12 protein-coding genes are annotated in these 13,297 nt (G+C 64.7%); 5 read left to right on the forward strand and 7 right to left on the reverse strand.

Annotated elements, in window-relative coordinates; translation table 11 throughout:
* Window positions 1-12 precede the first annotated feature (12 nt).
* Window positions 13-315, forward strand: coding sequence for an L-rhamnose mutarotase (locus C5B90_RS15095; RefSeq protein WP_004061665.1), 303 nt, complete (start codon window positions 13-15; stop codon window positions 313-315).
* Between the two features lie 540 nt (window positions 316-855).
* On the opposite strand, the gene C5B90_RS15100 is transcribed toward C5B90_RS15095, so the two are convergent.
* Entirely contained in the window at window positions 856-1,953 is a 1,098-nt protein-coding gene (locus tag C5B90_RS15100) for a Gfo/Idh/MocA family protein (RefSeq protein WP_115882777.1), read from the reverse strand.
* 94 nt (window positions 1,954-2,047) lie between these two features.
* Entirely contained in the window at window positions 2,048-3,115 is a 1,068-nt protein-coding gene (locus C5B90_RS15105) for a glycoside hydrolase family 105 protein (RefSeq protein ID WP_115882779.1), read from the reverse strand.
* 188 nt (window positions 3,116-3,303) lie between these two features.
* Between C5B90_RS15105 and C5B90_RS15110 the strand changes: the two genes are divergently transcribed.
* Window positions 3,304-4,077 carry an IclR family transcriptional regulator gene (locus C5B90_RS15110; protein WP_115882781.1) on the forward strand — a complete coding sequence of 258 codons (774 nt, stop codon included), beginning with the start codon at window positions 3,304-3,306 and terminating at the stop codon, window positions 4,075-4,077.
* A gap of 19 nt (window positions 4,078-4,096) precedes the next feature.
* Here the strand turns inward: C5B90_RS15110 and C5B90_RS15115 are convergent, their stop codons facing one another.
* From C5B90_RS15115 to C5B90_RS15130, 4 genes are all read right to left on the reverse strand, one after another.
* Entirely contained in the window at window positions 4,097-5,548 is a 1,452-nt protein-coding gene (locus C5B90_RS15115; RefSeq protein ID WP_115882783.1) for an aldehyde dehydrogenase family protein, read from the reverse strand.
* 141 nt (window positions 5,549-5,689) lie between these two features.
* Window positions 5,690-6,598 (reverse strand): AEC family transporter, encoded by a 909-nt coding sequence (locus C5B90_RS15120; RefSeq protein WP_115882785.1) that lies wholly within the window; start codon window positions 6,596-6,598, stop codon window positions 5,690-5,692.
* A 98-nt stretch (window positions 6,599-6,696) separates the two neighbouring features.
* Window positions 6,697-7,734, reverse strand: a complete 1,038-nt coding sequence (locus tag C5B90_RS15125; protein ID WP_115882787.1) for an SGNH/GDSL hydrolase family protein — start codon at window positions 7,732-7,734, stop codon at window positions 6,697-6,699.
* 645 nt (window positions 7,735-8,379) lie between these two features.
* Entirely contained in the window at window positions 8,380-9,318 is a 939-nt protein-coding gene (locus C5B90_RS15130) for a dihydrodipicolinate synthase family protein (protein WP_115882789.1), read from the reverse strand.
* A gap of 228 nt (window positions 9,319-9,546) precedes the next feature.
* Between C5B90_RS15130 and C5B90_RS15135 the strand changes: the two genes are divergently transcribed.
* Entirely contained in the window at window positions 9,547-10,386 is an 840-nt protein-coding gene (locus tag C5B90_RS15135) for an NAD(P)-dependent oxidoreductase (protein ID WP_115882791.1), read from the forward strand.
* 140 nt (window positions 10,387-10,526) lie between these two features.
* Entirely contained in the window at window positions 10,527-12,185 is a 1,659-nt protein-coding gene (locus C5B90_RS15140; RefSeq protein ID WP_115882792.1) for a right-handed parallel beta-helix repeat-containing protein, read from the forward strand.
* 135 nt (window positions 12,186-12,320) lie between these two features.
* Here C5B90_RS15140 and C5B90_RS15145 read toward each other — a convergent pair whose 3' ends face one another.
* Window positions 12,321-12,782, reverse strand: coding sequence for a universal stress protein (locus tag C5B90_RS15145; RefSeq protein ID WP_004972061.1), 462 nt, complete (start codon window positions 12,780-12,782; stop codon window positions 12,321-12,323).
* 184 nt (window positions 12,783-12,966) lie between these two features.
* Between C5B90_RS15145 and C5B90_RS15150 the strand changes: the two genes are divergently transcribed.
* On the forward strand, window positions 12,967-13,188 hold the full coding sequence (locus C5B90_RS15150) for a hypothetical protein (RefSeq protein ID WP_058828528.1): 222 nt from the start codon (window positions 12,967-12,969) through the stop codon (window positions 13,186-13,188).
* Window positions 13,189-13,297: the final 109 nt, after the last annotated feature.

The following is a 13,297-nucleotide window of genomic DNA, read 5'->3' on the forward strand; positions in this document are numbered from 1 at the left end:
ATCGGAGACCGTATGGCGCGAATCGCGTTCCACCTGGAGATTAAGGACGGCAAGCGAGAGGAGTACCGAACGAAACACGAGAACGTCCCCGAGGCGCTCGAATCCGCCTACCTGGACTCCGACGCCGGCCTGCAGACGTACAGCGTCTTCGAGAAAGACGGACACGTCTTCGGCTTCATGGAAGTCGACGACCCGGAAGCCATCCAAGAGGTAATGGACAACAGCGAGGCGCAAGCCGACTGGGCGGAGGTCATGAGCGGCATCACCGTCGAGACCGACGACAGTTGGATGGACGAAGTCTACCGGATGGTCTGACGCTCGAAGGCGAATATTATCCGGCCATGGCGGAGAGCCCGCCATCCACAACGAATTTCTCACCGAGAATACTACTGGACGAATTACCCCAAGTTCGCAGTTACCGTGAGGTAGCGGCGCACAAGTAGCCGTATCTTGGGTAAATTTCTCACTCCGGTCCTTCCGGATGCTCATCCGCCACTGGCGGAAACCCGGTTCGGCTCGAATCGACCGTGGAGCGTCACCCGCTAACCGAGTGGTACGACGACTCAATGTACGTGACTGCCCTCCAAGCGGGTTGTACGGCCCTAATCATTACTACCATAGAATTGTAATTTTGAATTGATTCTATGCGGAGTGCCACGGATATATCTCGGACGCAACTTCGACTGGCCGGACTGAAAGACCACCGCGAGAGAGAGCAATCAAAAACTCGATACTGCACTATTTAGGCTTCTACCAGCCATATACGGACGGTTCAGTTCGAGAACCGGAGACAGACACTTGTCCGGCCATACCGGATGCCTTTCCGGCGTGAGCGACTGACCGACCGACCGCGGCTCACCACGACGTGATTGGAACCTCACGGAGCGGTCCCGGAAGCGGGATATCGACCGTCGAATCGGTGTAGTGCGAGAGGTAGAACCCGACGATGATTTCGAGCGAACGAGTCGCCGCGACGCCGGGCGAGTAGTTCTCCGCCTGTCCGTCGAGGAGGTCCTGTACGTGGGCCGCCGCGTTGGCGAACGACCCCTTGTAGTCGGACTCCCACGTCCACGCGCCCTCGATACCGGGGAGCGGTTGCTCGACGTGTTCGCCGTCTTCGAGTGACCAGTAGCGCCACTCGCCGTCGTCGTTGTTCATGTAGAGTTTGCCCTCCGTGCCGATGAAGCTCAGCGTCATCGAGGAGACGTCGCGCGGAATCGTGCAGTCCACGGTGACGAACGTGCCGTCGTCCATGACGACGTGCCCGCCGCCGCCGGCGTCGACGACCGACTCCGTGGCGTCCAGCGCGTCGAGCGCCTCGTTCTCCCCGGTGATGTGCCCGCTTACCCGCGACGCCCGCGCGTCGAGGAGGTAGACGAGCGTGTCGAGGACGTGCGTGGAGTTCCGCATGAGTTCCATCCGGTACTGCGCGCTCACGGACTTCACGTCGCCGAGGATGCCCTCCTCGCGGACGAGGTCACGGAGTCGCCGAAGCTTGTCGGTGAACCGAAAGGAGTGGTTGATGACGAGTTCCGCGTCGGTCTCGTCGCAGACGTCGACCATCTCCTCGGCGTCGCTGACGGACGACGCGATGGGTTTCTCGCACCAGATGACCGAGGGGTCGGCGGCGGAGCGCGCGGCGTCGACGACGTGGTCGCGGTGGAGGAACGACGGCGTGCAGACCGACACGACATCGAGGTCCTCGGCTTCGAGCATCGCCTCGTGGCCGACGTACCGGCGGTCCGCGGGGATGTCCCACGCCTCGCCGAAGGTGTCCAGTTTCGACTCGTCCACGTCGGCGACGGCGACGAGTTCGATATCGTCGGTCGCGGCGTAGCCGCCCGCGTGGCTCGCGTCGATTTTCTCTCTGCCGATGGCCTCCTCGTCGTGCATGCCGAGGATGCCCATCCCTGCGATACCGCCCGTGCCGATGATGCCTGCGTGGTAGGTCATGGTGTCTTCTGTCGCTCGCGTTCGTTCGTCAATGTTCGCCGGAGCGCATAACTGTGGTGTCGGCCCAGAAAGAGTCGAGAAGGATACCGGGAGGTTAGTCGAGCGCGGCCGCGGCCATGAGGAACCAGCCCTGCCCGTAGGGCGTGTCCGTCAGGGGTGCTTCGGGGCCGCCCGGCGGCCCAGCGACGCGGTTGACTGCGCCGTCCTCGCCGACGACGCGGGAGACGGCCGCAAGTCCGTCTTCGGCGGGTTGGCGGTAGGTCTCCTCGTCGAGGATGCCGAGGTCGATGCCGCGGGCGAACGCGTAGGCGAACATGAGCGTCCCCGACGACTCAAGCGGCGTGTGCGGGTCGTCGACGAGGTTGTGCCAGAAGCCGCTACCGTCCTGCAGCGGGAGGAGCGCCTCGCAGTGCGACCGGAACAGGTCGACGAGGTCGTCGCGCTTCGGGTGGTCCTCGGGGAGCCGTTCGAGCACGTCAGCCGACGCGGCGGCGGCCCAGCCGTTGCCGCGGGCCCAAAACGCGCCCTGCGGGTAGTGGTTCGGCTGTTCGACCCAGATGTGACGGAACAGGCCCGTGTGGCCGTCGCGGAGGTGCGCGGCGTGAATCAGAATCTGCTCGACCGCCTCGTCGAAGGCGTCGTCGTCGCCCGCGGCCTCGCCGTAGCGCGCGAGGAACGGGCACATCATGTAGACGGAGTCGATCCACAGCGACTTGATGCCCGCGAGTTCGGGGTCGTGGTGGGGGATACCTCCGTCTTCGGTTCGCTCGAAGGACAGAAGAGACTCGTAAGCGCGCTCGGCCGCCTCGAGGTAGCGGTCCTCGCCCGTGCTGTCGTAGAAGTCGAGGACGCCGTGGCCGATGGCGGTGCTGTTGTTCGTGTTCATGCACTTCTTGACGGTCAGCTCCCAGCTCGCCTCGTACTCGCGACCGTGGCTGAAAACCTCAATCGGATAGCTCGGGCCGTAACTCAACTGCCCGGCGTCGTTCTGGGTCGCCACCGCGGTGTCGACGAAGTGCTTCGCGCGCTCGACCGACTCGTCTCCACCCTCGGCGAGCAGGCCGTTGATGGCGACGCCGGCAATCCACGACTGTCCGTCGATGTCCAACGACCGGAGATACGACGCGGCGCGCTGGACTGGTGTAGGCTCGTCTGTTGGCATGAGTACAGTACCCACACGAACACGTGCGAGGATGAAAAATGTATCCCATGCCGTCGCGCCACCACCTGACGGCGGCCGTGCGCGCCGGTCGGGCAGCCAGTCCGAAACCGAGGAGCGCTCGTTCGTCGTAACAAACACGTTCCCCAGGCGGGAACAGATATATACGGCTCGGGTCCGACTGTCACACCATGACCCCCCAACCGAACAAACGCCCCGGCCGAACGATCCGCTCGGTCCAGATAGCGTTCAATATCATCGACCTCCTGCAGGAGGAGGCGGGCATCGGGGTGACGCGAATCGCCGACGAGCTCGGCCACTCGAAGAGCACGGTCCACAGCCACCTCCGAACGCTCGAAGAGCGGCGCATCATCGTCCGCGAGGGCGACGGCTACCGTCTCGGTCTGCGCTTTCTCAACGTCGCCTCGCACGTCCGCGACCAGATAGGCAACTTCGACATCGTCCAAAAGGAGGTCGACTCGCTGGCCGAGGAGACGGGCGAAATCGTCCAGTTCGGCGTCGAGGAGTACGGGATGGTCTCGTACCTCCACAAGGCGCAGGGCGAACACGCCGTCGAGACGCTGTCGCGGGTGGGAACCCAACAGCCGATGTACTCCACGTCGCTCGGCAAGACGATTCTCGCGTACCTCCCTCCCGAGCGTATCGAGGAGATCGCGGCGGCGATGGAGTACGAACCCAAGACGGCGAACACCATCACCGGGCCCGAGGAATTGTTCGAGGAACTCGAGACCATCCGCGAACAGGGGTACGGCATCGACGACGAGGAGAACATCAACGGCCTGCGCTGCGTCTCCGCGCCGGTCAAGAACGACGAGACAATCCTCGGCGCAATTAGCATCACCGGCCCGTCGAGTCGGTTCACCGAGGACCGCCTGCACGGCGAACTCGCGGACTACGTCCGGAGCGCCGCGAACGTCATCGAACTGAATACGAAGTTCTCCTGAGCGCGGAGGGGCCCGCGGCTCAGTAGTTCTCGTAGATGGTCTTCACCGAGGAGAAGAAGTCGAGGCCGGCGTCGCCCTGCTCGCGGTACGTGTTGGTGGACGAGTCCTTGTAGCCGCCGAAGGGGACGTGGAGTTCGAGGCCGGTCGTCTTCTCGTTGATTTTCGCGACGCCCGCTTCGACCTCGTTGACGAAGCGCTTGCCTTCGCTGAGGTCCTGCGTGACGATGCTGGCCGACAGGCCGTAGTCAACGTCGTTGGCGAGGTCGAGCGCGTCCTCGAACGAGTCGGCCTTGACGACCGCCAGCACGGGGCCGAAAATCTCCTCTTGGGCGATGCGAGCGTCGTTTTCGACGCCGGAGAACACGGTCGGCTCGACGAAGTAGCCGTCGTCGTAGTCGTCGCCGGAGAGTCGGCTGCCGCCGGCTTCGAGCGTCGCGCCCTCCGAGGCACCGATGTCGATGTATTCGAGCGTCGAAGAGAGTTCGTTCTCGGAGACGTGCGGGCCCATGTCGGGGTCGTCGAGGCCGTCGCCGACGACGAGCGACTCGGCGTAGTCAGAGACGGCCGCGACGAACTCGTCGTACACGTCCTCGTGGACGATGGCGCGCGAGGTGGCCGTACACGACTGGCCGGTCGTCCCGAACGCGCCGACGCCGACGGTCTCGGCGGCGTCTTCGATGTCCGCGCTGGGCATCACGACGGTCGGGTTCTTCCCACCCATCTCACACTGGACGCGCTTGAGGTCGACCGCGGCCGTCTCGGCGACCATCGTTCCCACGGCGGTGCTGCCGGTGAAGGAGACGCCGTCGATGCGCTCGCTCTCGATGAGCGGGCCGCCGACCTCGCTGCCGGAGCCGGTGATGGTGTTCGCCACGCCGGCCGGGAGGCCCGCGTCGTCGAGGCATTCGAGGACGATGGAGACGACGGCCGGAGCTTCGGACGCCGGCTTGAGGACGACCGTGTTTCCGGCGGCGAGCGCCGGGGCGAGCTTCCAGACCGGGATGGCGATGGGGTAGTTCCACGGCGTGATGAGCGCGACCGTGCCGAGGGGTTCGTGCTTCGTGTAGAGGTCCTTTCCGGGGGCGCTGGCGGACTTGACGGTGCCGCCGAAGTCCCGAGCCTTCGCGCCGTAGTAGTGGAAGATGTCGATGGCGCGCTGTACCTCGCCACCCGCCTCGGAGCGCGTCTTGCCCTCCTCGCGGACGAGTACCTCGGTCGCCTCTTCCTTCCGGGCTTCGAGGTTGTTGCCGGCCTCGCGGAGAATCGCGCCGCGGGACGGGCCGGGTGTCGACGCCCACTCGTCCTGCGCGGCGACGGCCGCGTCGAGCGCCGCCTCGACGTCCGCTTCGGAGGACGCCGGGTGGATACTGACGACTTCGTCGGCCGCCGCGGGGTTCGTCACTTCGAACGTCTCTCCCGACTGGGAGTCTGTCCATTCACCGTCGATGAAGTTACCGTAAGTTCTCGACATTCGTCCTAGCCATGCACACCCATCACTAAGTAAGCTTCTCATGCCGAACGGCGAGGTTCGCCGCGCGCTCCTGACCGTCGCAAGGCGTGGGAGAAGCGAACTCGTGAGGTTCGGAAGGGATACCGACGAGGCGCCGCCGCCTCAGAGCAGGAACTGGAGGACGACGAAGAGCGTCGCGACCGAGACGGCGGTGGTGGCGAACACGTTCATCGACGCGAGGTCGGCGTCACCACCGAGTTCGTTCGCGTAGATGAACGACGAGACGGCGGTCGGCGTCGCGAGCATCGTCACGCCGGCTTGGACCGTCGTCCAACTCGACGCGAGCGTCGAGAACACTGCGAAGGCGACGAGCGGCATCAGGATGACCTTGCTGCCGACGACGGCCCCGACGGTGCGGAAGTCGAACGACTCGGCGGAGACGGTGAGCGACGCGCCGATGGAGAGCAGCGCCACGGGGAGGGCGAGCGAGGCGAGCGCGTCGAGGCCCGTCACGAGAACGCCGGGGACGCCGAGACCGAGCCCGGAAAAGGAGAGTCCCAGCACGAGCGCCGGGATGACCGGCGTCTTGAGCACGCCGACGAACTCCTCTTTGAACGACACGTCGGCACCGTTGACGAGCACGAGAACGGTGATGGTGAGCGGGACGTGAGTGAGTGCGCCGACGCCGAGGATGACACTCGCCTTCGCCGTCGTCAGCGAGCCGAACGTCGAGGCGACGAGCGGCAGGCCGAGGAAACCGAGGTTCGAGTAGTACGACTGGACGATGGCGACGCTCCGGACCGAGTCGGGCGACACCCGGCGGTGGACGACCCACCCGACGGCGAGCATCGTGAAGAGGACGAGCCAGAAGCCCACGAGGAGCGTCGGCTCGATGACCTCGCGAATCGGCTGGTCGTACGTCGAGGTGAACACGAGCGCGGGGAGCGCGAAGGCGAACGCGAAGAACGTGAGTTTGTCGCGGCGGCTACTGTCGAGGAGGCCGAGACGCTTCGCTAGCGCCCCGAGGCAGAGCACCCCGAGCATGTAGCCCAGATTTGCGGCGACGGTCATACCCTTCCATCGAACAGGGGGGTCCTTCCGTGTTACGCTCGCGGAGATTCCGTTCGGGTAATTCGACCACGAGAGCGCCTGAGTCGAGCATATCCCAGTTAATCGTCCATGAGAGATTCGAGCTCGCGCGCGAGGCGCTCCCCGATGCGAATCATCGCGTCGTCGCCGGGGTGGACGAGGTCGGTCGTCATCCCGCTGGCGGTCGGCAGGAGGTCGGGGCCCTCCACGAGGTGGACGTTGTCGTAGCCGCACTCGTCGACCACGTCACGAAGGTGCTGGCGGAACGTCTCGGAGAGCGTCGCTTCCTCGTGGTCGCGCTTGTACTCGCGCACGTGCGGGAACAGTGTGATGCAGGCGACGGGTTTCGTCGGGTTCGCCGCGGCGACGGTCTCGACCATGTCCGCGGCCCGTTCGCGGAACTCGTCGGGCGAGAACCGACCGACCATGTTCACCGACAGCGAGAGCGTCGCCACGTCCCAGTCGTCGCGGGCGGCGATGTGCTCGGCCATCGCAGGGTCACAATAGGCGGTCCCGCAGGAGCCGAGGTTTATCGGGTCCGCTCCGAGTCTCCGGGCCGTCTGGTTGACGTACGTGAGCATCTCCGCCGACGGGTCCTCACCCTCGGTAATCGACGTGCCGTACGCGAGGTATCGGAGGCTTGGCACCTCGTCTGCGGTCGGCGGCCGCCGCGCGCCCTCGACGTCGTGGTAGTAGATGTGGCCGCCGCGGTGGTCGCCGGGGAAGACGAGCCGGCACACCTCGGGCGCGTAGCGCATCTCGCCGGTGGCGTCGGGGTCGAGGTCGGAAAGCGATTCCGGGGGAGACAGTTCGACTGTCTTCGGTTCCGGCCCGAGCGTGAACTCCTCGCCCGCCGCCTGAAAGTCCCCCCAGAACGGCCGGACGAGGCTGTCGCGCTCCTCGGAGGAGAGCGTGATACGGACCGTCCCCTCCTCTGGGACGAACCGTATCTCGGTCCCCGCCGGGTGAGACATCCGCGTCTGCGCGCCGGTGTTCAGGCCGCTCCTGACCGCCTCCGGAACGCGGAGCAATCGAAGTCCCTCGCGGGGTCGAACCCGCTGGAGCGCCCTGACGTTGTGGAACTGAATGTCGTCGTGCTGGATATCGTCGTGCTGCATACCGTGTGAGTCTCGCACACGCCACACCTACTTATCGCTACCTCCGGCGACCGACGCGCGGCGATGGGCGCGACGGAGCTGGACGGAGACTGACGCCGAATTGGCATCGTCGGTTCCCGAGGCGGGAAAATTACAGACATATGTTTGTAATATATTGGCGACTATAGCGCCGAATTCACGCGTACGTCGTATGGGTCACACAGCCGATCAAAATCTCAAACCCACTAAACACCATCATAAGCCCACTTAGAGTCCAAAACTCCTGAGTTCGCCACCGGGGAACGCAAAACCCATCCAGAGTGAATAATTGGGCACAATTCGCCGAATGTTCGTTCCCCACCGGCGAACAAAATAGGCTGTGACGCCGACCTCGTGCGGTCAATCTCGGGGATATAGTCGCTCAACTGCCGGAATTAAGGGTGCATCGCGATTGTTTCGGGTCGGCAGTCCGGCGAGACACGAACGGACCAGTGAGGCGTGAAAACGTCTCAACAGCGAAGCGAGGGAACGGCGAGGCGACGAAAAATGGGGTAGGACGCTTCCAACGGATGTCGTCGGGCGGCGTCAGACAGGTGTGGTGAGCGTGGTCAGTCGGTGTCGTTGCGGTCGGAACCGTCGGTGTGCGCGCCGGTCGAAGTCGCCGATTCAGTCGATGACGCGGGCGATGCCGTCGTCGAGTTCCTCGTACAGTTCCTCGGCGCGGCGCTCGTCGCCGGCCGACAGCGGGCGGATCGGCTCGCGGACGTTCCCCCCGTGCAGGCCGGCCAGTTCGAGGCCTTTCTTCACCGCGGAGACGCTTATCGCGCCGGGAAGGTCGTTGTCCTCGCCCGTCTCGCCGCGGAAGTCTTGGAAGGGAAGCGTCAGGTCGCGAATCTCGCGGGCGTGCTCCCAGTTCTCCTCGGTGAGCGCCTCGAACAGCGAGAGGCCGATTTCCGGGCGGAAGTTACTGACGCCGGCCGAGAAGCCCTCGATACCCTCGTTCCAGAACGAGACGGCGTACGGTTCCGCGAGGCCGTCCACCCAGACCACGTCGTCGTCCGCGACGGCGACGGCGGAGCCGAGTTTGACCGGGTCCTCGATGGCGTACTTGACGCCGACGACGCCGTCGATGCGCGAGAGGTCGCGGAGGAAGGAGACCGAGGGATCGAAGCCGCGGACGTAGGGAACGAGCGGCGTGTCGGTCGCGGCGTCGAGTTTCTCGTAGTAGCGGAGCAGTCCGCGCTCGTGGACGTAGGTGTGGTCCGGCGGCATGACCATCATCGCGTCCACGCCGATGCGGTCGTAGGCTTCCATCAGGTCGGTCGCGGCCTTCGTCGACCCGCCGACGCCGGCGAGGACGCAGGCGCTGTCGGGGAGGGCTTCGACGCTCGTCTCCGTCACGTCGACGCGCTCCTGTTGGGACAGGGAGTGGTATTCGCTGATGTTCGCGGCCGCGAGGAACGACGAGATACCGTCGCCGGAAAGCGACTTCGCGTTGGCTTCGAGTTTGTCGTGTTCTATCTCCAGGTCGTCGTCGAACGGCGTGAGCAAGCCGACGGCGACGCCACGGAGACGACTACGTACACGGTCGTCTGCGAGTGGCATGGTAGAGTCAATCTTGGTCAACCCTGATAAAGCCATCGTCAGTCTCGAACGGCGTTCTCGCGCGCTCGGGGGCGCCCGCGAGTTACGTCTTCGGGACACAATAGTCAGGCTACGCGAACGAACGACGCTGTCGACGCGGGAGAGTTCACCGCGGGTGTGGACGTCGGCGCGAAGTCGGATTTCGCGGTCACCCATCAATTTATTACGATTTGGTCAGAGTGGATTCGTATGGACGTCTTGATGACCGGCGTCTATGGCCGGTGCGGCACCGCAGTCATAGACCACCTGCACGACGACGACGACTACGACTTCACGTACTTCAACCGCTCTGACCGCCCCGACGACCACCCCTACGGTGGCTACGACACCGTCGTCGGTGACGTGTCCGACTACGACGCGCTCAACGACGCTGCGGAGGGACAGGACGCCATGATCCACATGGCGGCGTACCCCTACACCGACGGCACGTGGGAGGACATCTTCGAGCCCAACATCATCGGGATGTACAACGCGCTCGAAGTCGCCCGCGAAAACGAAATCGAATCGTTCGTCTTCCTCTCGACCAACCACGTCATGGGCGGCTACGAGGACGAGTTCTCCCCCGAGATTTACGAACCGGGCCACGGACTCGTCATCGGCCACGACGACCCCGTCCGCCCCGACTCGTTCTACGGCGCGTCGAAGGCCTACGGCGAGGACATGGGCCGGTACTACGTCGAGAACTACGAATACCCCAAGCAGTTCTACGCCCTCCGGGTGTGCAGCGTCCGGATGCCCGAGTACGACCACCCGTACGGCGACGCCGAGCAGGCCGTCGAGAACGGCGAGTTCGAGCGCGGGAGCGCCGAGTATGAAGAGACCGTCGGGCGCATGAAGGCGATGTGGCAGTCCCGCCGCGACTTCGCCCACGAAATCGACTGCTGTCTGCAGGACGACGACGTCGAGTTCGGCATCTTCAGCGGCGTGAGCGACAACCAGCGCCGGTGGTACGACCTCGAACACGCCCGCTCGCAGATCGGTTACCACCCGCAGGACGACGGCGAGGAGTGGGACAGCCCGCCGGAGTAATCCCGAAGTCCGAGCCACGTCCCGCTGTCTGTCCCGCCTGTTCCGTTTTCGGTTCTTCCATCGACGCGTCGTTGCTGACGCAAGCAAATCTGATTCTGCAATTAAATTTATGTATATTTGTTAAAAATGGGTTCGTGGGTATGAAAGACACACCCACAGTCAACGATTCGAACCGAGTCTCGCTCACCAGACGAACCGCGCTCGCGCTCCTCGGGGGCACCGGCGTCGCGGCGCTGTCCGGCACCGCGGCCGCCCAGTCCGACGACGAACGCGAGGACGACGGCGAAGAGGACCGCGGGAACGGCCGCGGAAACGACGGAAAGCCGTGGAATCGAGACGTCGATGCGAATGGCAACAGTCTGTATAACCTCGCGTCGCTCGACGTGGACCGCGTCTACACCTCGGCGCGCGACGCCGACGTCATCGTCTGGAAGGACGACGACGGGACGTTCCACGCGGACGGCGCGGACGGCGAAGTCGCGTCGGGCGACGGCGTCGTACCGGTCGCGCAGGCGGCCATCGACAGCCTCACCGAGGGGCGGACGTGGAACGAGAAGGTGCTCATCGCCTCGCCCGGCGAGATTACGGGCGAGGACGGCAGCCTCGAACTCCCGAGCTACACGACCCTCGACGCGCCAACCACGCTCTCGATTCCCGACGGGGAGTCGGTGCCACCGGTCGTTCGGGCCGTCGGCGCGGAACACATCGAAGTGGAATCCCTCGTCGTCGAGGGGCCCGCGGCGATGGGTGTCCGACTCACCAGTTGTTCGAACGTCCGCCTCGGCGACATCCGTATCACAGGCGTGACCAGCGACGGCATCCGTATCGACGGCCGGGGCGACGCGCCCCGATCGACCGACATCCAGATGGGGCAGATATACATCGAGGGGAACGGCCACCACGGCGTCGAGACCTACGGGGTCGACCGCATCCAAATCGAGCAGGTCGTCGGCAACGACCCCGCAAGCTGCGTCGTCCTCCTCAACGACACCGTCGACGCGACGGTGAACAGCGTCGTCGGCCTCGAACCGGGCGGTCCCGCGGGCTACGCGACGTTCCGCGTCGCCAACGGCGCGCACGACGTGACAGTCGGCGAAGTCGTCAGCCGCGGCGGCAACCGAGGCGTCTTCGGCGTCTCCGAGTGTTACGACATCACCATCGGCCACGTCAACATCGAGGGCGCGGAGGACCAGGGCATTCTCATCCAGAACTGCCGGGACTTCACCGTGCAGGGCGGCGTCGTCAAGAACACGAACGGCGACGGCGTCCGCATCGACTCGCGGAACGACGGGGAACAGCTTCCCGCGGAAGGCATCTCGATTAGCAATCTCCGCGTCTACGACGACCGCGACGAGCCGAAACAGACGTGGGGCATCCTCGAAACCGGGCCGGCGTGCAACCACAACCGCATCGTCAACAACGACGTACGGAGCGGCGGGACGACCCGGAACATCGGGATTTTCTCGAACACGACGGTCGTGCGGGACAACGTCGGCGGCGGCTTCGCCGACGGCGAGGTGACGCTGTCGGCCGGCGAATCGCCCGCGGCCCGCGTCGAGGGCGTCAGCGAGTTCCCCGACGTGACCATCCCGGGGAGCGTCGACGAACCGGAAGACTTCGAGGCGTCGGCACTGTCGGTCCGCGCGAAGCCCGCGACGACGGGGTCGTCGGAGACGTACGCGTGGGAGAGCTACGTGGAGTGGAACGGCTCCACCGGGAGTTGGGACCTCGTCTTCGAGTGGCGTACCGACCCCGGCGTCGACGTGACGCTCGACTACGTCGTGGACAAGACGCGCTGAAGCGGCCGTCGCACCCGGCGGCTGACGGTTGACGTGGGCGACTACCGGCGACTGCCGGCGACTGATGACGAACGACTGCGCCGGTCGATGAGTCCGAAAAAACGAGGGTGACGGTTCAGGCCGACGCGGCGACGCTCACTCGGTGTGAAGCGTCACGTAGCCGTCGAAGTTGAGAATCACGAACTGCGCGAGGTCGCCGAACAGCGCCTTCCCGGTCGGCGAGCGGTTCCGGCCGAGGATGAACACGTGGTCCGCGCCCTCCTCTTCTGCGACTTCGATGACCGTCTCGGCGCGCTCTTTCTCACTCGCTATTCGCGGGACGATTTCGTAGGACACCTCGTCGTCGGTCCCGAAGACCTCTCGGGCGACTTCCTCGGCGTCGTTCATCGCACCCTTGAACGCGTCCTGTTCCGTGTATGACGTGTGCTCGACGTCGCCGATGGTGTCGAGGACCTCCTGGGTCTCCTCGAACTCGTCTTCGGTGAGCGTGACGAGGAGGACGAGGTCGGCGTCCGCGCCGAGTGCGTGTTCTCTGGCCTCCCGGAGGAGGTCCGCGTGTAAGTCAGTGTTCTCGATGAGTACTAATCCTCTGTCCATGCACCTGCATTTCATCTCGTCTTATCTAAGTCTACCGCAGGAACGGACGGCACGGACGGGGTTGGCGGGAGTACGAGCCACCAGGCCGACCTTCTCCCCGCGTGCGACGCGCGACTCGTCGCCTGGCGGAGCAGTCGCCCGGCGGGGCAGTATACTGAAATACACCGCGGTACTCTACGTAGGCATGCCCGAAACGAGTCTCGCCGACGTGCTCCGCGACTACGAGACCCGGATGAAGTTCGTCCTCGTCATCTCGCTGGCCTCTATCGTCCTGCTACTCATCTCGCTTCCGTCTATCGAACCGGGGACGACGACCCACGCGCTCGTCTACCTCCAACTGACGACGTTCGGCGGGTTGGCGGTCGCGATGCTCGGACTGCTCTTGTGGACGGCCAGAAGCGCGTGAGAGACGTTCATCGAACCCTGATAGTCAGGAATTACAACTAGGATAGTTATTTTCTCTGGCATGGCCAGTATGGACAAATCCAGTATCTATATTAACCGGGAGTATCATG

The sequence above is a fragment of the Haloferax sp. Atlit-12N genome (assembly GCF_003383095.1).
In the GTDB taxonomy this organism is placed as follows: Archaea; Halobacteriota; Halobacteria; order Halobacteriales; family Haloferacaceae; genus Haloferax.